Annotated in this window: 14 protein-coding genes and 2 pseudogenes; 12 read left to right on the top strand and 4 right to left on the bottom strand. The window is 61.2% G+C overall.

What is annotated here, in order from left to right; genetic code table 11:
• Positions 1 to 186: 186 nt before the first annotated feature.
• The 10 genes and pseudogenes from ACSQ36_RS46035 to ACSQ36_RS45990 form a co-directional block, all read left to right on the top strand.
• A complete protein-coding gene (locus ACSQ36_RS46035; protein WP_436187467.1) occupies positions 187 to 1,164 on the top strand; it encodes an ABC transporter substrate-binding protein in 978 nt (325 codons plus the stop codon).
• A gap of 17 nt (positions 1,165 to 1,181) precedes the next feature.
• A complete protein-coding gene (locus ACSQ36_RS46030; protein WP_436187466.1) occupies positions 1,182 to 2,207 on the top strand; it encodes an amidohydrolase family protein in 1,026 nt (341 codons plus the stop codon).
• 86 nt (positions 2,208 to 2,293) lie between these two features.
• The gene (locus ACSQ36_RS46025) at positions 2,294 to 3,142 is read left to right on the top strand and encodes an amidohydrolase family protein (RefSeq protein ID WP_436187465.1); all 849 of its coding nucleotides are present in this window, start codon (positions 2,294 to 2,296) and stop codon (positions 3,140 to 3,142) included.
• A 95-nt stretch (positions 3,143 to 3,237) separates the two neighbouring features.
• Positions 3,238 to 4,518, top strand: a complete 1,281-nt coding sequence (locus tag ACSQ36_RS46020; RefSeq protein WP_436187464.1) for an MFS transporter — start codon at positions 3,238 to 3,240, stop codon at positions 4,516 to 4,518.
• Between the two features lie 72 nt (positions 4,519 to 4,590).
• A complete protein-coding gene (locus ACSQ36_RS46015) occupies positions 4,591 to 5,577 on the top strand; it encodes a protocatechuate 3,4-dioxygenase (protein WP_436187463.1) in 987 nt (328 codons plus the stop codon).
• A gap of 36 nt (positions 5,578 to 5,613) precedes the next feature.
• On the top strand, positions 5,614 to 6,471 hold the full coding sequence (locus tag ACSQ36_RS46010) for an HpcH/HpaI aldolase family protein (protein ID WP_436187462.1): 858 nt from the start codon (positions 5,614 to 5,616) through the stop codon (positions 6,469 to 6,471).
• Positions 6,472 to 8,019 (top strand): acetolactate synthase large subunit, encoded by a 1,548-nt coding sequence (locus tag ACSQ36_RS46005; RefSeq protein WP_436187461.1) that lies wholly within the window; start codon positions 6,472 to 6,474, stop codon positions 8,017 to 8,019.
• 34 nt (positions 8,020 to 8,053) lie between these two features.
• A complete protein-coding gene (locus ACSQ36_RS46000; RefSeq protein ID WP_436187460.1) occupies positions 8,054 to 8,947 on the top strand; it encodes a phosphate ABC transporter substrate-binding protein in 894 nt (297 codons plus the stop codon).
• A gap of 79 nt (positions 8,948 to 9,026) precedes the next feature.
• Positions 9,027 to 10,949, top strand: coding sequence for a hypothetical protein (locus ACSQ36_RS45995; protein ID WP_436187459.1), 1,923 nt, complete (start codon positions 9,027 to 9,029; stop codon positions 10,947 to 10,949).
• Positions 10,950 to 10,958: 9 nt separating this feature from the next.
• A pseudogene (locus ACSQ36_RS45990) lies at positions 10,959 to 11,509 on the top strand (DegT/DnrJ/EryC1/StrS family aminotransferase); the annotation flags it as partial.
• On the opposite strand, the gene ACSQ36_RS45985 reads toward ACSQ36_RS45990, so the two are convergent.
• Together ACSQ36_RS45985 and ACSQ36_RS45980 are read right to left on the bottom strand one after the other, a co-directional pair.
• Entirely contained in the window at positions 11,451 to 12,668 is a 1,218-nt protein-coding gene (locus ACSQ36_RS45985) for an MFS transporter (RefSeq protein ID WP_436187458.1), read from the bottom strand. The pseudogene ACSQ36_RS45990 and the gene ACSQ36_RS45985 overlap by 59 nt on opposite strands.
• A gap of 234 nt (positions 12,669 to 12,902) precedes the next feature.
• Positions 12,903 to 13,597 (bottom strand): IS6 family transposase gene (locus ACSQ36_RS45980; protein WP_436187492.1). Its coding sequence is split into 2 segments (ribosomal slippage): positions 12,903 to 13,399 and positions 13,399 to 13,597, totalling 696 coding nucleotides; the frame shifts between segments, so codons are not numbered across the junction.
• Between the two features lie 63 nt (positions 13,598 to 13,660).
• Here ACSQ36_RS45980 and ACSQ36_RS45975 point away from each other — a divergent pair.
• A pseudogene (locus ACSQ36_RS45975) lies at positions 13,661 to 14,065 on the top strand (IS6 family transposase); the annotation flags it as partial.
• A 260-nt stretch (positions 14,066 to 14,325) separates the two neighbouring features.
• Here ACSQ36_RS45975 and ACSQ36_RS45970 read toward each other — a convergent pair.
• Entirely contained in the window at positions 14,326 to 15,471 is a 1,146-nt protein-coding gene (locus tag ACSQ36_RS45970; protein ID WP_436187457.1) for a lactonase family protein, read from the bottom strand.
• Positions 15,472 to 15,653: 182 nt separating this feature from the next.
• On the bottom strand, positions 15,654 to 16,601 hold the full coding sequence (locus tag ACSQ36_RS45965; protein ID WP_436187456.1) for a helix-turn-helix domain-containing protein: 948 nt from the start codon (positions 16,599 to 16,601) through the stop codon (positions 15,654 to 15,656).
• A 325-nt stretch (positions 16,602 to 16,926) separates the two neighbouring features.
• On the opposite strand from ACSQ36_RS45965, the gene ACSQ36_RS45960 reads away from it, so the two are divergent.
• Positions 16,927 to 17,994 (top strand): hypothetical protein, encoded by a 1,068-nt coding sequence (locus ACSQ36_RS45960; protein WP_436187455.1) that lies wholly within the window; start codon positions 16,927 to 16,929, stop codon positions 17,992 to 17,994.
• Position 17,995: the final 1 nt, after the last annotated feature.

Here is a 17,995-nt window from a genome sequence, read left to right as displayed (position 1 = left end):
GGCCTAGTATGTTGCGGGAGAGGGCAAGCCTTCTGTAATCCCCGCTCGGCCAAAAAAATGCCAGTGAATCTGATTTTTGTGTAGGGACGTGCGTTCCGTCCTCAAATATTCTCAACCTATCGAGACGACACGTCCGACGCTGGAGCCTTCATCCGGCTGTCTACGACGACTAATCCACAGGAGAGGATGTTGACCAAGAAAGTCCCGCTCAAGATCGCAATCGCCGAGCACCCGCATACGTCAGCCATCCGTAATGGTTCCATCCCCATTGAGGGCGTGGATGCCGAGTTCATCACCGTTAAGCCGCAAATCGGCGCGTTTCGCCGGATGGTGCGCGACGTCGAATTCGACGTCTGCGAACTGGCACCGACCACCTACATCATCGCCCGTGCTTATGGCGCGCCGTTCGTCGGCCTGCCCATCTTCGTGGTTCGGCGTTTTCACCATGGCGGCCTGCTGGTGCGCCCGGACGCCGGCATCAAAACGCCCAAGGACCTGGAAGGCAAAAAAGTGGGCGTGCGCGCCTACTCGGTCACGACCGGCGTGTGGACACGTCAGGTTCTGATCGACGAGTTCGGCCTGGATTCTTCCAAGGTGACCTGGGTGGTGGACGACGAAGAGCATGTGACGCAGCTCAAGTTGCCACCGAATGTCATTCATGCGCCGGAGGGTAGCTCGCTGGCCGAAATGATGGCTTCGGGCGAATTGTCGGCAGGTTTTGACGCCGCTGCGGGTATCGGCCGCACCGGTGCGCCCACGGGTGGATGGAAGGAGGTCGAGGCCGACTACCCCGATCTGTTGCCCAATGCGGCCGAACTCGAAACCGAGTATTACACGCGCACTGGCGTTTATCCGATGCACGGCACCATCGTCGTCAAGGACTCGGTGCTTGCCGAAAATCCGTGGATAGCAAAGTCGATTTACGATGCCTTCGCTCAAGCGAAGAAGGAATGGCTGGCGCGTCTCGATGCTGGCGAAGCCACCGCCGCCAGCGACAAGAAGTATCTCGAGTTGCGCAAGATCGTTGGATACGATCCGCTGCCGTACGGTCTGCAGGAAAACCTGAAGACGATCGAAACCCTGGAAGCCACTGCGTTCAAGCAAGGCCTGACGCCGCGCCGCATGTCCATTAACGAACTGTTTGTGGACCCGCTGGCCCGCTGACTCGAACGGAAAAAACCATGATCATCGATTGCCACGGTCACTTCACGACCGTCCCCGCGTCATTCCGCGCCTGGCGCGCCAAACAGGTTGAGTTTGCAAACGACCCGGCCAACGCACCGTCGCGTGACGGCGCATTTGTGAGCGACGACGAAATCCGCGAAGCGATCGGCAACGGTCAGCTCAAGCTGCAGCGCGAGCGCGGCAGCGACCTGACGCTGTTCTCGCCGATCGCCGGCCTGATGAGCCATCACCTGGGCAACGAGCGCACCAGCCTGGAATGGGCCGAAGTGTCGAACGACCTCGTGTACCGCGTGACCGAACTCTATCCGGACAACTTCGCGCCGGTGTGCCAGTTGCCGCAATCGCCGGGCGCTGCGCCCGCGAATTCGATTCCGGAATTGCGCCGCTGCGTCGAGCAACTGGGTTTTGTGGGCTGTAACCTGAACCCCGATCCGAGCGGCGGCTACTGGACCGGCGAGCCGGTGACCGATCGCGAGTGGTACCCACTTTACGAAGCGCTGGTCGATCTGGATGTGCCCGCGATGATCCACGTGGCCGCGTCGTGCAATCCCTGTTTTCACGGCACGGGCGCACATTATCTGAATGCGGATACGTCTGTGTTCATGCAGATCCTGCAATCCGATCTGTTCAAGGACTTCCCGACGCTGCGTCTCGTGATTCCGCACGGCGGCGGCGCGGTGCCGTATCACTGGGGCCGTTACCGCGGCATGTCGCTCGAAATGCGCGACCGGCCGCTCGAGGGGCTGCTGGACAACATCTTCTTCGACTCGTGCGTGTATCACAAGCCGGGCGTCGAGTTGCTGACCAAGGTGATTCCTGCCGACAACGTGCTGTTCGGCTCGGAAATGATTGGCGCGGTGCGGGGCAAGGATCCGGCAACCGGCCAGTACTTCGACGACACCAAGCGCTACCTCGACGCCTGTGCCGCGCTGAGTGAGGAGGACCGCTACAAGATTTTCGAGGGCAATGCGCGGCGCGTCTACCCGCGTCTCGATGCACGCCTGAAAGCGCGCGCTAAATGACATCAGCGTGGCATCAGTGCGAGCGGCAGGCACTGAAACAGGCATAGAGACACACAGACACACGTATAGGCAGGCACAGAGATACCATGACTTCCATCGTTGATATTCACCCGCACATCATTTCCGATGATGAAAACCGCTATCCTCCGGCGCCGTTGTTCGGCAAGCGCTCGGACTGGTCGAAGGAGCGCCCCACGACCGTTGAGACGCTGATCGCGGCGATGGACGAGGCCGGTGTGGCCAAGGCCGCTGTGGTGCATTCGTCGACCACCTACGGCTTCGATAACAGCTACGTGGTGGATGGCTGCGCGAAATATGCGGACCGCCTGGTGGCTGTCGGCTCCGTCGATGTTTTGCAACCGGATGCACCGGAACGCATCCGCGAATGGGTCGGGCGCGATCTCGCTGGCCTGCGTCTGTTCACGGGCGGCAGCACGAAGGAGTTTGACCCGAGCGAGCTTGATGATCCGCGCTCATTCCCGGCGTGGGAATTGTGCGGCGAACTGGGCCTGCCGATGTGCATCCAGACCGGCCCAATCGGTCTGCCGCAGGTCACGGCGCTGGCGAAGCGTTTCCCGAAGGTCGCGATCGTTCTCGATCACCTGGGACGCCCCGAAGTTGCCGATGGCGCACCCTATGCAGCGGCGAAAAGCCTGTTCGACCTCGCGCCGCTCTCGAACATCTATCTGAAGCTCACGCCGCGCATCTTTGGCGATGTGAAGAAGGAAAAGGCGAGCGCCGAAACGTTCTTCCCGCGCGTAGTCGAGGCGTTCGGTGCAAAGCGGATGGCCTGGGGTTCCAACTATCCGACCTCGACGGGCTCGCTGCCGGAAATCCTTGCGACCGCGCAGGCGGGTCTGGCATGCCTGAGCGACGAAGACCGCGCGTGGATCTTCGGCAAGACCGCGCAGCAACTGTATCGGGCACTGGCCTGAGGTTGCGTCGCATCATCGCCGGCTACTCAGGGTACCGAAGTGTCCTTCGGGTGGCCGGCACGCAGAATTCAATCAAACTGAAGAGACAGAAGCAGATGGAGACAAACAAACCTGCACGACAAGGGGGTGTGAGCCGCTGGGCCGTACTCGCGCTCCTTGCGATCGGTGTGTTGATTTCGTTTGTTGATCGCACCAGCATTTCTTCCACGCTGGCGGATGCAGGTTTCATTCGACATTTCGCACTCACGAACGTCGACCGCGGCTGGATCAATTCAGCCTTTTTCTGGTCGTATGGCGTGTTCCAGGTTCCGATGGGCTGGGTGGCCGACCGCTACGGCGTGAAATGGCCGTACGCGATCAGCTTCGCGCTGTGGTGCATCGCCACCGCGCTGATGGGTGCCGTGACGGCGCTCGCAAGCCTGGTCGTCATGCGCCTGATCATCGGCATGGCCGAGGCCATTGTGATTCCGGCGAGCTATCGCTGGATTCGGAACAACTTCGGCGAAAACCAGAATGGACTCGCCGTCGGTATTCTCGCCATGGGCAACAAGTTCGGTCCCGCACTCGGTGCGCCGGTCGGAGCGTGGTTCCTCGTCAATTATTCATGGCAGGTGATGTTTATCGCGACCGGCCTGGTCGGTCTGATCTGGCTGGCTCCGTGGTTGCGGCTGGTCCGCAACGACCTTCCATCCAAAGCGGAACTCACGGTGGCAAATCGTAGCGCGCGCTCGGTCAGCTTCGGCAGCATCTTGTCCAGCCCGGTCGTCTGGGGCGGAATGATCACCAACTTTTGCTACGGTTATTTTACCTTCTATTGCATGACCTGGATGCCTGCGTATCTGGTCGAGCAACGCGGCCTTTCGATTTCGCGCTCCGGACTCTACACGTTCTTCAGCTTCGCGGGGATCGCGATTGTCGCGGCGATCGCAGGATGGGCAGCCGACCGGATTGTCGCCAGGGGAGGCAACCCCATTTTCGTACGCAAGGCCTTCACCATCGCGGGCTTCGTCGGTGGATGCACCGTTCTGCTCGGTGCCTATGCGCATTCACTGGATGCGGCGCTGTTTTGGAACGTGTTCTCGCTCTCGTTCCTCGGCCTTGCCACGGCGAACAACCTGGTTTTGTCCCGCCTGACCTTGATCCCCAAACAGGCGATTGGTCTCGTCACGGGCGTGCAGCAGGTGGCAACCAGTCTCGCGGGCGGTGTGGCGGCAAGCCTGTCGGGTTGGCTTCTCCACATCAGCGGAAGCTATGACCTTCCGATCATGGTGATCCTGATCTTCCTGGTGATCGGAGCAATGGCCACCGCGTTCTTGTTTCGTCCCGAATGGGCGCCCAAGGTAATCGAGCCGCAGGGGTCGTTGCGGCAAGCCTAGAAATCAGGGCATGGCCGGGATAGCTGGAATAGCCGGTCTTGTTGAACACATTAATTTACTGAGAAATCGTACATGGCGAAAATCGTATTCGGGATGGCGGTACCGCACAGCGGTATGCTGGGACAGGCGCCTGAGGACTGGCTCAAGAACGGAGAGCGGGACCGCGCCAATCCGAAGCTGTGGTTCCGCAACCGGACATGGACTTATCCCGAACTGGAGGCGCATCGCGGCGCCGCGTTCGAACCGTATCTCACGCTCGAAGAGCGTAGCGCGCGTGCCGCGCGCTGCCGCGCGGCGCTCGACAAGATGGCGGCCGCATACCGGGAAGCGCGTATTGACGTCGCCATCATTCTCGGCAAGGACCAGAAGGAAATCTTCACGGATCATTCGCCGTCGATCGCGATCTATAGCGGCGAAGAGGTATATAACGGTCCGCCTCAGCGGGCGGTTTATGCGCCCGACCAGCATGTCACGCACAAGTGCCATCCGAAGCTCGCGACCTCGCTGATCGAGACTTTCCAGCGCGAGGGTTTCGATCTGACTGATCTGCTCGCCTGGCCTGACAACGTCTGGATGAAGCCGCTGCCTGAGTACCCGGTGGTACCGCATGCCTTCAGCTTCGTCTATCACCAGATCATGGGCGACAACCCGCCGCCGCATGTGCCGGTGCTGATGAATTGCTTCTACCCGCCCACGCAGCCGTCGATGTCGCGCTGCATCGAATTCGGCCAGGTTCTGCGCGAGGCGCTCAAGGCCTGGCCCGAGGATGTGCGGATCGGCATCTTCGCGTCGGGTGGCCTGTCGCACTTCGTCAACGACGAGGAATTCGACCAACGCATCCTGAAGATGCTCGCCGACTACGACTACGACGGCCTTGCCGCAGTGGATAACCGCTCGTACCAGTCCGGCACCTCGGAAATCAAGCTCTACGCCAGCGTGATGAAGGCGATGGAGGAAACCGGCGCGCAGATGACGCTGGTGGATTACGTGCCGTGCTGGCGCACACCCGCCGGTACCGGCGAGGGCATGGGCTTCATGTACTGGCAGGCGGCAGACTGAGCCGCCGCACATCGACATCAACCAGAGAGAAACAACATGAGTAATACCCGCCTGAATGGCATGATCCGCGCCTTCGAATCGGGCAAGCCTGCCTACGCCGCGTTCTCGAAGCTCGACAAGCAGACCGCGATCGAACTGAGCGATTCGCCCTACGATGCGCTCGTGTTCGAAATGGAACACAACCCGTACGACGTGTCGTCGCTGGGCGATGCATTCCAGTACCTACTCAACCGCAAACATATCGCCGAGTCGGGTTCGGTCGCACCGAAGATCACGCCGATCGCGCGCATTCCGGCCAACGGTGTCGAAATGAACCAGTCGTTTGCCAAGCAGGTGCTCGATCGGGGTGCCTACGGCGTGATCTGGCCGCACGTTTCGACCGTGGAGCAAGCCTACAACGCGGTGGCATCGTGCCGCTATGCGCGTCCGAAGAGCGTACCGCTGTATGAGCCGAAGGGCGTGCGTGGCGACGGCCCGGCAAACGCCGCGCGCTACTGGGGCCTGAGCATGGCCGACTACTACAGGAAGGCAGACGTGTGGCCGCTCGCACCGGAAGGTGAAATCCTCGTCGGCCTCATGTGCGAAAGCACCGAAGCGATCGAGAACCTCGACGACATCCTGGTGAACGTGCCGGGCATCGGCTTCATCCTGATCGGTGAGGGCGACCTGAGCCAGCAGCTCGGCCATCCGCGCGACTATGAGCATCCGGAAGTGGTGGATGCGATGCGCCAGATCGTCGAAACCTGCAAGAAGCACCAGGTTGTGGTCGGCAACCCGCATGTGGTTGCGAAGAACCACAAGCGCCTGCTTGAAGAGGGTTACGGCCTGCTGATGTCGGCACCGCTGCGCAGCTACGGTGTCGTGGGCCAGGCCCGCGAGACGGCAGGCTACTAAATGAACGGTGCGCAAAGCCTTGTCGCAACGCTGGTCGATCAGGGCGTCGACATCTGTTTCGCCAACCCGGGCACGTCGGAGATGCACTTTCTGGCGGCGCTCGAGAACCCGCAAATGCGCAGCGTGTTGTGCCTGTTCGAGGGCGTGGCAACGGGTGCCGCGGATGGCTGGTACCGGATGAAAGACACGCCGGCATCGACCCTGCTGCATCTCGGGCCGGGGCTGGCCAACGGTCTCGCCAACATCCACAACGCCAAGCGCGCCTCATCGGGGATGGTCAACATCATCGGCGAGCATTCGGCCGCGCATCTCAAATACAACCCGCCGCTGATGTCGGACATCGAAGGGCTCGCGCGGCCGCTGAGCCACTGGGTGCGGCGCGCCGAATCGCCGAGCACGATCGCATGGGACGCGGCGACCGCGGTGGCGAAGGCATCCGAACACCCGGGGCAGATCGCGACGCTGATTCTACCGGGCGATACGTCGTGGCAGGAGGCGGGCACGTCGGTGACACCGCCGCGTGCGGCCGTATCGCGCAAGGCGCCGGACGCGGCGCGCATCGAACACGTCGCGCGCGTGCTGCGCTCAGGCGAGCCGACGCTAATCATTCTGGGCAACAAGGCCACCCGTGGCGTCGCACTTGAGCGTGCCGGAAAGGTAGCGGCCGCGACCGGCGCGCGCCTCGGCTCACAGTTCTTCAGCGCGCGCATCGAGCGCGGTGCGGGACGCGTGCCGATCGAGCGGATTCCGTACGCGGTGCCGCTCGCCCAGGCTTTCCTCAAGGACTTCAGGCACATCGTCACGGTCGAGACGACGGAGCCGGTCGCGTTCTTCGCGTACCCGGACCGGCCGAGCCTGCTCAAAGCCGAAGGCACGCTGGTGCACCCACTCGTCAAGGCCGACGAGGACAGTGCGCTCGCGTTCGAGATGTTGCTCGACGTGCTGGGTGCAAGTGCCACACGGCCGATCCTTCAGCCTCGTGTGGAGACGCGGGTGCCGAGCGGCGCGCTCAATCCGCTGAGCATCGCGGACGCCTTGGCTGCGGCGCTGCCGGAGAACGCCATCGTCGTCGACGAATCGCTGACCACTGGGCGCGAGACGATGGGCCACACCATGGGCGCGGCGCCGCATGACCTGATCAACAACATGGGCGGTTCGATCGGCTATGCCACGCCGGTGGCGACGGGCGTGGCGCTGGCCTGTCCCGACCGGCGCGTGTTCTGCATGGTCGGCGACGGCAGCGCGATGTACACGATCCAGTCGTTGTGGACCCAGGCGCGCGAAGAGCTGAATATCACGACGATCATCTTCGCCAACAATAGCTACGCGATTCTCAAGGCCGAATACTCGAACATGGGCGCCGGCACGCCAGGCGAGCGCGCGCTCTCGATGATCGACATCGACCGTCCGCGCATCGACTGGCTCGCCATGGCGCAAAGCATGGGCGTGCCGGCTGTGGCAGTGGAGACCGCCGAGGATTTTTACCGGGCGCTGGCCGATTCGGCACGCGAACCCGGTCCGCGCCTGATCGAGGTGCGGCTGTACTGATTCACATGATCCGGATATACAAGGAACGACATCCATGACAACGACACTGAACGGGGTGCCCACGTTGCGCACCAATCTGTCCGAATATGCGGTGACCAAGGCGATGCGCGACGGACGCGTGAAGTCCGATCTGGTCACGCTCGATTTTTGCGGCCCGACGCCGGCACACAATGGCTTCAAGGCGATGGTGCGCGAGAATGCGTTCGACGCGGGCGAACTGGCGATCGTCACATTCCTGCAGGCCAAGGCCTACGGCAAGCCATACGTGCTGTTGCCGACGCCGATCTCGGGCCGTTTCCAGCACCACTGCGCCGGTTACAACCTCGATTTCGGGCATCTCGACCCAAAGGACATCGAAGGCAAAAAGGTCGGTGTGCGTACCTATACGCAGACCACGGCGCTGTGGATTCGCGGCATCCTGCGCCACGAGTATGGCGTGGATCTGGACAAGGTCACCTGGATGACGCTGGGCGACGGGCATCTCGCTGAATACCTCGACCCGAGCAACTGCGAGCGCTTGCCGGCCGGTTCGTCGATTCCCGACCTGATGCTCGAGGGCGAGCTGGCCGCTGCGTTGCTCGGCGAGGACATGCCGAAGGATTCGCGCGTGCGCACGCTGGTGCCGGATGCGCAGCAGGCGGCGAAGGACTGGTTCGCCCGGGAGGGCGTGGTGCCGATCAACCACATGTTCGTGGTTCACGAGAGCGTGTCGAAACAGCGTCCCGACATTGTGCGCGAGCTGTACCGCATGATTGTCGAAGGCCGCTCGCTGGCTGAAGGCGTACCGGCCGTGTTTCCGCCGATCGGACTGGAGGCGAATCGCAAGGGCATCCAGCTTGCGATCGACTGGGCGCTCGACCAGAAGATTATTCCGCACCGCCTGTCGGTCGACGAGCTGTTTGACGATGTGACGGGCAGTCTTGGCTGATGGGGTGACAGCCGGGCGGGATAGTCGCCTGGCGGTTTCAGGCTTGTTCTAATACCGATAAAACATGGAGACTAGTATCGTGCGTTCTTCGCTTTTGCTCAAAAAACAAATCCTGCCGGGCCTGGTGATGGCCGCCGTCGCCGCGTTCGTTCCGGCGGCGGGCGCCGCGACCGCCACCAAGGGCGACCTGCTGATGTATCGCATCGGCCCGACGACTTCGGAACTGTATGTCGCCAACGCCGATGGCAGCAATGAACACCGGCTGATTCCGTCCGATGGTTTCGACTATCACGGTTCGTTTTCGCCAGACGGCAAATGGGTGGTATTCACCTCGGAGCGCGATGGCCTCGGCCATGCCAGCCTGTACCGCGTGCGCGTGGACGGCACGGGCCTGCAACGCCTGACCGACTGGACCGGAATTAGCGATGCTGCCGTCTATGACCCAGCCGATCCGGATCTGATTGCGTTTGTGTCGTCGCGTCGCGGCAAGAACACGTGGGGCACCACCAACATCTGGACACTCAACATCAAGACGGGTGCGTTGCACAACGTGACCGGCGATATCAAGTTCGACCCGAGCAAGCCGCACAGCTTCTTCCGCCCTTCGTGGTCGCCGGATGGCAAGTGGATTGCGTTGTCCTCTGACATCGGCACCGACTGGCGTGGCCACAACCTGCCGGTCGGCTGGGAGCGTACCCAGGAAAGCAGCATCTACGAGATCCATCCGGATGGCACGGGCTTCAAGCAGATCACCGGGCGTCCGGGCTATGCCGAAGGCTCGCCGTCGTGGTCGGCGGACGGCAAGGACGTCGTGTTCTACGAAACTCCGGAAGAATCGACCTGGGGGGCGCACCGTCCCGAAGCGATCGGCAAGGTCAGCACGCAGATCGTGCAGGTCGATGTGGCCACGGGCGAGCGCAAGGATCTGACGAACACACCGGGCATCAAGATCTTTCCGCAGTATGTCGGTGCGACGACGAATGTCGCGTATCACATCAAGAATGGCGCCCAGGAGGGCCTCTACACGACAGACGGTCAGTCGCGCGCCACACCGGGGACGGGCATCCGCTCGCCCCATTATTCGGCGGACGGCAAGCAGGTCATCTACGAGAAGGTGGTGTACAGCAAGCCTTTCCATCCTAACGGCACGTCGCTCTATAGTTTCGATCCGGAGTGGAACTACCGTTTCGTCGATGTGTTCCCGCAGCTCTCTCGCGACGGCAAGTCGCTCGTGTACACGGAGAAGGCGGGCGACTCGTCTATCGTGGTTGCGAATGCCGACTTCACCGATGCCCACCATATCTACGATCCGGCCACCAGCGGCCTCGATCCGAGGATGCTCGGGGCGGGTCTGGCCGGCGCGTTCCAGCCGACCTGGTCGCCGGACAAGCAGTGGGTGGCGTTCGGCGTGGGCGGCTGGTTCTTCACGCGCGCCTACATGCCGGGCCGCATCATGCGCATCAAGGCCGACGGCAGCATGAACGGCAAGCCGGAAGTCCTGACCGACGGCAAGGAGAACGCGGGCTTCCCGAGCTATTCGCCGGACGGTACCAAGATCGTCTACCGTGTGTGGAGCCCCAAGGACATGGGTCTGCGGATTCTCGAGCTGGAGACGCACAAGACCACGGTCCTGACCACCGAGCCGGACAACCTGCCGGGCTGGTCGCCGGATGGCAAGAAGATCGTGTTCACGCGCAAGGAAGTCAATCCGAGCGATCCGAACAAATTCCACTTCGATGTGTACACGATCAGCCCGGACGGCACGGACGTGAAGCGTCTGACCACGCCAGGCTCGAACCAGGCCCATGCGACGTGGACCGCGGATGGCCGCATCGCGTACAGCTCGGGTGAGTACGGTTTCCGCGACGAGCTTTCGCTCTACGACGACACGTTCCAGCCGGATGGCCAGAACTGGGTGATGAATGCTGACGGCAGCGATCAGCATGCGATTACCGATACGCTCTGGGAAGATTCGATGCCGCTCTACATTTCCAAGCAGTAAGCTGTCCTGCTGACGGCAATGACAAAGGCACCGCGCCTAAGCACGGTGCTTTTTTTGGGGCGGCACCGGCTCTACGCGATTGCGCGCGCTCACAGGCTGCGCGTAATCGAGGATGCCGCGCAGGCACCCGGCTCGACATGGAAGGGGCAAGTGCTTAGCGGAAAGTTAAACCTGACGGATGTCGCAGCGCGCGTCGGCCTGGCTAAGTGCTGCATCTGGAATGCTTCACGCAGCAGCGTCATGCGCTCGCGCATATGCTCCGGATCACGCTACCGCTCGAACGGCTGGCGACCAGCCGATCGGAATTCATGGAGCCACTCAGGGAGCGAGGCATCGGTTCAAGCGTGCACCATCCACCTGTTCACCGGTTTTCGCTATACCGTCGGATGAGTCTTAGGGACGGCCTGTTCCCGCATGCCGAGCGCTTCGGTGCCAGCACCGTAACGCTGCCGCCATTTACGCAGATGACGCTCGACGATGTAGCGTGCGTGTGCCGTGCGGTCAACGACATTCGCACCCGGTTTGCGCTGCCGCCGGCAATGTCAGTTCCAGGTCGTTGACTTTCGGCGCCCATTTGCGCCGGAACAGAATGGCAGTGCTGGTCGCGCCGAGCAGCAGAAATGAGAAGATCGCCAGCATGGGGAATCGATAGCTGCCGCCGAGATGGAGCAGCCAACCGGAGAGACTCGCGGAGACGCCACCCGCAAGGCTCGTCGCGACCTGCTGAAGCCCCGTGTTCAGGCCCACCGCCTGCTTTGGGATCAGGATCAGCTTGCTTAGTGCCAGGTTATTTGCCGTGGCGAGTCCCAGCAAGGACAGCGAGAGCACGTTCCAGAACAATGCCATGCCGGCAGACGGCGTATAGGCGCCCAGCAGGACCGTCGTGCCTCCGACGAATCCAGCGATGACGAATAGTTTGCGCACGAAGACGGCATCTGCGCCGCGCGCGATGATCCGGTCCGAGGCCCATCCGGCCAGCGCGGCAACGATTGCGATGCCGACGAAGCTGAAGAAGGTATACAGGCCGGATTTCTCGAGCGATAACCCGCGCTGTTCGACCAGATAGGCCGGCATCCAGGTCATGCAGTAGAACGCGAAATAGCTGTAGCAGAAGTTGGTGATCAGTCCGCCCCAGACCACCGGGCTCGCCAGAAGGTTTCTCAGCGGTACCGACGCGGCACGCTGCCTGGCCACCGCTAGTTCCTTGCCCGATCGATGATCGTTGTTGACCATGCGTAGCCAGGGCGCGAGCCAGAGCAGCCCGGCGAGGCCGGTTGCAACGAACATCAGTTTCCATGAGCCGGCCGTGATCATCCAGGCGGCGATCGGTGCACCCAGCGCCGGCCCCATCTTGCCGCCGATCGAGAAGATGCCGAGCGCAGTGCCTTTCCGGGTTTCCTCGAAATGGTCGGCCAGATAGCGATAGGTGGCGGGGATCACGACGGCCTCGGCTGCGCCGATGATCAGCCGCATGAGAATCAGCGCTTCGAGCGTTGTGACAGCGCCCGTCGCCGCTGCCGCCAGGCGCCATAGCGAGAAGCCGATCGCATAGGGCCACTTCACGCCGTAGCGGTCGACCAACCATCCCATCGGCATCTGGACGAGACCGTAAGACCAAAACACCGTGGAATTGAGCCAGCCGCGCTGGACGTTGGTCAAGGCAAACTCATGCACGAAGCGCCAGTCCGCGAGCGCCGCCGAAAGGCTGGTCCGATCCACGAAGCTGATCATCAGGCCGAGCGAGCAGCACAAGAACGCCCCAGCGGTTTTCCTTCGACAACGATTTCATCTGCGAAGTCTCCATTGAGAGTCGGGCGATCGTTCGCGCGTTGTGCCCGCGGATCAGCGGCACACTAGCGTATTCGTCAGGTTGCGGTCAGTTTTTCCCGACGCGGGAGGGTTCTGTCGCAATAAGGATGGATAGGCGAGCAAAGGCGATATGATAAGCAATGCTTATTTTTCTAATGAGTAAAACTGCTCGGCGGGAGTTTGGCCGCCGCCTTTCATTTGCCCCTTCTTGATCATGTGCATGAGCTCGATGCCGCCAAGCAGGATGCGTGCACACCGAAAAGTCTTGAATCCGAGCATCGGTCGAGTGCGTCGCTTGATTGCTCGGTGATCCTGTTCGACAATGTTGTTCAGATACTTGTTCTGGCGGATCTTGATCGGCTTATCGCGCGAAGCGTTCAGCGCCTCAAGTGCGGCCAGATTTGAACCACTTTTGTCGATTGTGATCGTCTCAGGCTCGCCGTTCTGATCAATCGATTTCTCGAAATAACGTTGCGCGGCGGCCTTGTCACGGTGGGCTCGAAGCAGGAAATCGACTGTTGCTCCAGCCTTGTCCACTGCTCGATACAAGTACTTCCACTGTCCTTTGACCTTGATATACGTCTCATCGACACGCCAGCTTCTGCCTACCGCTCGCTTGCGGCGACGGAACGCTTTCTCAAAACGGGCAGCAGTCTAATCGCCCAACGGTGCACCGTCGAATGATCGACCTCGATGCCGCGCTCCGCCATCATCTCTTCCAGGTTTCGCACACTCAGCCCATAAGCGACATACCAGCGCACGCACATCAGCATCACATCAAACGGATAGTGAAGGCGTTTAAACACACGCGCCAACGCCGGCGTCAGGCTCTGTTTCATCGCAGCACGCAGTTCGTTTTCTTCCCGCCAATCATAACGCACCGTCTTATTGCGACAGAACCCTTGTATCGAGCAGTGGACAAGGCCGGCCACACGGTTGATTTCCTGCTACGAGCCCATCTCGATAAGGCCGCGGCGCAGCGTTATTTCGAGAAGTCGATCGATCAGAACGGCGAGCCTGAGACGATCACAATCGATAAAAGTGGCTCAAATCTGGCCGCGCTTGAGGCGCTGAACGCCCAGCGCGACACACCGATCAAGATCCGCCAGAACAAGTATATGAATAACATTATTGAACAGGATCATCGGGCAATCAAGCGTCGCACCCGACCGATGCTTGGATTCAAGACCTTTCGGTGTGCGCGCATTCTGCTGGGTGGAATCGAAGTCATGTACATGATTAAGAAAGGGCAAATGAAAGGCCCCGGCCAAACTACCGCCGAGCAGTTTTACTCGTTAGCCAAATAAGCATTACTTATCATATCGCCCTTGCTCGTCCAATCATCCTTATTGCGACAGAACCATATATACAAGGTTCGGAAGACAGGGTGAAGGCTGGCCTCAAAGCCAGCGGAAAGCGAAGCTGCTATGCAATGCGAAGCGGCTCGTGGGCCGCTGCATCCGCGTGCCGCCAGTGGATCGAGGCGCGGATCCTGCGCCTGCGAATCGCGCGCCCCCCCGACGAAATGTTCCCGCAGCTCGCGGATCGATGACGGCTCCCCTGCGGTTTAGTTGACGAACGTCACGCTCACCGCCGTCGGCACGTCCGCCGTCGCCCCCGTGCTCGCCAGCTTCCCCGAGCTCGAATCGACGCTAAACACGGCGACATTCCCGCTGTGCTGGTTCGCCACGAACAGCCACTTGCCCGATGGATCGAGTTCCATGCTCCACGGTTTCGCGCCGCCAGAAGCAATACGCTGCAGTTCGAACAGCTTGCCCGATTCGGGATCGACACGATAGACGACCAACGCGTCCTCGCCGCGATCCTCGGCATAGACAAACCGGCCATCGGCGCTCATGACGATCTCCGCCCCGCTCCTGACGCCCTTGAATTCCGGGCTGCTCAGCGACACCGTCTGCACCGGCGCCAGGCGCCCATGCACCGCATCCCATCGCAGCACGAAGATCTCGGCGCTCAATTCGGTGATCACGTAGGCAAAACGGCCATCGGCAGCGAATACCAGATGCCGTGGCCCGCTGCCGGGCGGCGCCGTAAAGGCACGCGGCGGATCGCCGTTATCCGGCAGCAACGCATGCTTCGCGGCATCGAAGCCGTAGACGAACACCTGGTCGGCCCCGAGATCGGGAACCAGTACATAGCGACCGGAAGGGTCCACGACCGCATTATGGGCATGCGCACTGGCCTGGCGGCGCTGATTGGGGCCCGAGCCGGTCTCCTGCATCGTCGTCGACGCGCGCGCGCCGAGCCGGCCATCCGGTTCGAGCGCAATGCTCGACACGGTCCCGCTGTCATAACTCGCAGCCAGCAAGGTCATCGACCGCGCGTCGAGCGACAGATTCGTGGTCCCGCGACCGTTGGAGTCCACCCGGTTCAGCTCGGCAAGCGCACCCGTGGCACGGTCCACGGCATAGGCGGTCACGCTTCCCTCCCGCACCTTGTCGTCATCGACCGCATAAATGACCGGCCGCTGCGGATCGCTCTCCACCCATGTCGCGTTGAGCCCTTTCGCCACCGGGCCGATCACGGCCAGCTTGCGCGTCGACGGGTCGAAGCGCAGTGCCTGTATCTGGGCCTGCTGCGTTCCCACATAGACCAGTTGCGACTGATCGTATCCGGACACGGCGTGCGCCTGTTCGAACATCCCGGTCAATCCGATGGACAGACCTAACGCGGCAACCGCTATTCGTTTCATGCAAGTGTCCAGAAAAAGTCGTTGCATCATCTTCTCACGCTCCTTGGCCCGGTCGGCGGCTGACCCGCATCCGGCCTCTCTGTTAGAACGTTTCGAGACTATTCGCTGCGCGGGCGCCTGTCCTTGTACAAAGTGCGGGTTCGCCTGGACTTTAGGCACCGCACTTCGAATCGCGGAGCGCCTTACTGGGGCAGTGTGTCTTGCTCCGTCTGCTGGCGAGCGGTCACACGGAATTGACTCGGGGTTTGTCCGACTTCCCGGCGGAAGAAGCGAGTGAAATAAGCAGCGTCGGCAAAGCCGAGATCGAAGCCAATCTGTTCCACGGACAGATTCCCGAAAATCAGATTGCGCTTGGCTTCCGTGACAATGCGCGCGTGGATGATCTTGGTCGGACTCTGCCCTGCAGCCGAAGCACATGCGGTGCGCAACTGCACGGGCGAGATGGCCATCATCGATGCATAGTCCTGCTGTGACAGATTTTCTCGAGAGTGCTGATCGATGAGCTGACGGAAACGATCAACCAGCCGGAAGTCATTGCGTGTCTCGCTGTCCGCAGCCTGCTGACCCAGACGCGCCTCACGCACCAGCAAGAGCAGCAGCGTCGTCAGCAACGCCCGGGTTCCCGCGATATGGCCGACCGCATGTGATTCGGCTTCCCGCTTGAGGTCGCCAATCAGACGATAGAGTTCGATCCCGGTCTGAGCGGAACCGGCAAGCGGAATCAGGCGAGGCGCGGACCACAACGCGCTGAACTCGCGCAACTCAACATTGATCTGGCGGAGATAAACCTCGTCAATCGTGACGACCCAGCGGTCGACATCGATCTCATAGTCGAGACCATGCACGCATTCGGTCGGCAGCAGCAGTGCGCACGGCCCCTCAAAGGGTACACTGCTGCCCTCTAGATTCATGACGCCCCGCCCGCGCAGCACGAAGATCACCTGGCCATACGCCGGATGCGCATGCGGCTCGGTACGCCAGCGGCCTCGCTCGGTCACATGCCCGACGTGGACGAACCAGTTTTCGTCCTCCGGGCGTTCGACATAGAGCCGTACCTTCGGCACGGTTGTCTGTTTAAGGGCACCGCTTTGCTTGCGGTGATGATCCTTTGTCATCGTGCCAAGTGTCATGGAACTTCCTTTTCAACCAAAGCAGCCAGCTCCATCCTTTGTTGCTGTGTCCACCGAACAACTTCGGATATCCGACCAGAAAACAGCTGATCCTTCCATACATCCGGACCATCCGCAACTGAGACTTACCCGCTTCTATCCCTCATTAAAAAGTGCCAGCGAATCTCAATTTTGTGTAAAGGCATTCGCGCAGGCATCGCATACATTCCATCCCACCGCGACAGGCTTCACGGCGTTGATTTCTGCAACCTGTTGTCGACGGTACGAAAAATGATAGTCGTGAAACGACCGCGTCTTGCCTATCAACACAAATATGGAAGGAGACATGAAAAAATCCAACGCCGTCCGCGTGCCACTGCTAGGTATCGCTCTCTTTGGCTGCCTCACGGGTCTGGCGCATGCAGGGGATGCGCCGCTGGCCGCAGGAGGAGATGCACAGACACTGCAGCTTGCTCAGACGGACAGCACAGCGCCCGCCGCCGCATCAAATTTGACTGCGGCACCCGTGACGCTGTCCCAGGCCAGCACAGTCACCGCGCCAACTTCACCACCGCCGGGGCTATTCGCACCACCGACCTCGTGGAATGACACGTATATCGGCTATCGCGTGGGGACGAACTTCTACTATCCCGGCGTGCGAACCGCCTCCGGCGCACCGGCCAAGATCACGCAGAACATCGGCTTTCTGACGACCACGGGGGGCTTCCGGTACGGTAGCTATGCGTTCAACGTCGATTACCTGGTCTCCAACATGGCGAACCCCGAAGCGGGTCCGACCAATGCATACGGCTATCCGACGCCGGGTTCGGGCGGCGCGCAGGAGGTCTACAGCGTAGGCCGCGTCGAGCTCAGCGCAGGCAAGGTTTTCGGTAGATCGTTTTCCTATGGCTTCATCCGGGACTTCGGCCTGACCGCCGGCTATGAATTCGGCACCAAGAACGATGCCTATGCCGAACGGGCCCGCATGCTCGTTCTCGGACCCACCATCGAGTTCAATGTACCGCACGGTTTCTGGAACGTCACGCTCGGCGTTCGCACGGAAAGCAACCACGACGGCATCACCAACGTAGACGTGCACTTCAATCCGGCGGTGCACCTCGAGAGTTCTTGGCTGTATCCGTTCCGTCTGGGCCCGGTTCCCCTGGTCTTCAAGGGCTTTGCCAGCTTGACCGGACCGAAGGGCAAGGACGGCTTCGGCGTCAACACCACCACGGAATTCCTGACCCGTGTGTCGCTGCTGGCTGATGTCGGATCGTTCGCCGGCCATCCGCGTACCGCGTATGCAGGTATCGGCTACGAATACTGGCACAACATGTACGGCACGCCGTCCTCCGAGCAACCGGGGACGACCCAGACCTCCTGTCCGATGCTCGTGGTCGAAGCCCACTTCTGAC

Source organism: Caballeronia sp. LjRoot34, from assembly GCF_964253815.1.
GTDB lineage: Bacteria > Pseudomonadota > Gammaproteobacteria > Burkholderiales > Burkholderiaceae > Caballeronia.
This window is presented reverse-complemented; position numbering and strand designations above follow the sequence as displayed.

Excerpts from the sequence above, each read along its gene's own strand:
- ACSQ36_RS46035 (WP_436187467.1), top strand. The coding sequence starts at position 187 with ATGTTGACCAAGAAAGTCCCGCTCAAGATCGCAATCGCCGAGCACCCG.
- ACSQ36_RS46030 (WP_436187466.1), top strand. The coding sequence starts at position 1,182 with ATGATCATCGATTGCCACGGTCACTTCACGACCGTCCCCGCGTCATTC.
- ACSQ36_RS46025 (WP_436187465.1), top strand. The coding sequence starts at position 2,294 with ATGACTTCCATCGTTGATATTCACCCGCACATCATTTCCGATGATGAA.
- ACSQ36_RS46020 (WP_436187464.1), top strand. The coding sequence starts at position 3,238 with ATGGAGACAAACAAACCTGCACGACAAGGGGGTGTGAGCCGCTGGGCC.
- ACSQ36_RS46015 (WP_436187463.1), top strand. The coding sequence starts at position 4,591 with ATGGCGAAAATCGTATTCGGGATGGCGGTACCGCACAGCGGTATGCTG.
- ACSQ36_RS46010 (WP_436187462.1), top strand. The coding sequence starts at position 5,614 with ATGAGTAATACCCGCCTGAATGGCATGATCCGCGCCTTCGAATCGGGC.
- ACSQ36_RS46005 (WP_436187461.1), top strand. The coding sequence starts at position 6,472 with ATGAACGGTGCGCAAAGCCTTGTCGCAACGCTGGTCGATCAGGGCGTC.
- ACSQ36_RS46000 (WP_436187460.1), top strand. The coding sequence starts at position 8,054 with ATGACAACGACACTGAACGGGGTGCCCACGTTGCGCACCAATCTGTCC.
- ACSQ36_RS45970 (WP_436187457.1), bottom strand. The coding sequence starts at position 15,471 with ATGAAACGAATAGCGGTTGCCGCGTTAGGTCTGTCCATCGGATTGACC.
- ACSQ36_RS45965 (WP_436187456.1), bottom strand. The coding sequence starts at position 16,601 with ATGACACTTGGCACGATGACAAAGGATCATCACCGCAAGCAAAGCGGT.
- ACSQ36_RS45960 (WP_436187455.1), top strand. The coding sequence starts at position 16,927 with ATGAAAAAATCCAACGCCGTCCGCGTGCCACTGCTAGGTATCGCTCTC.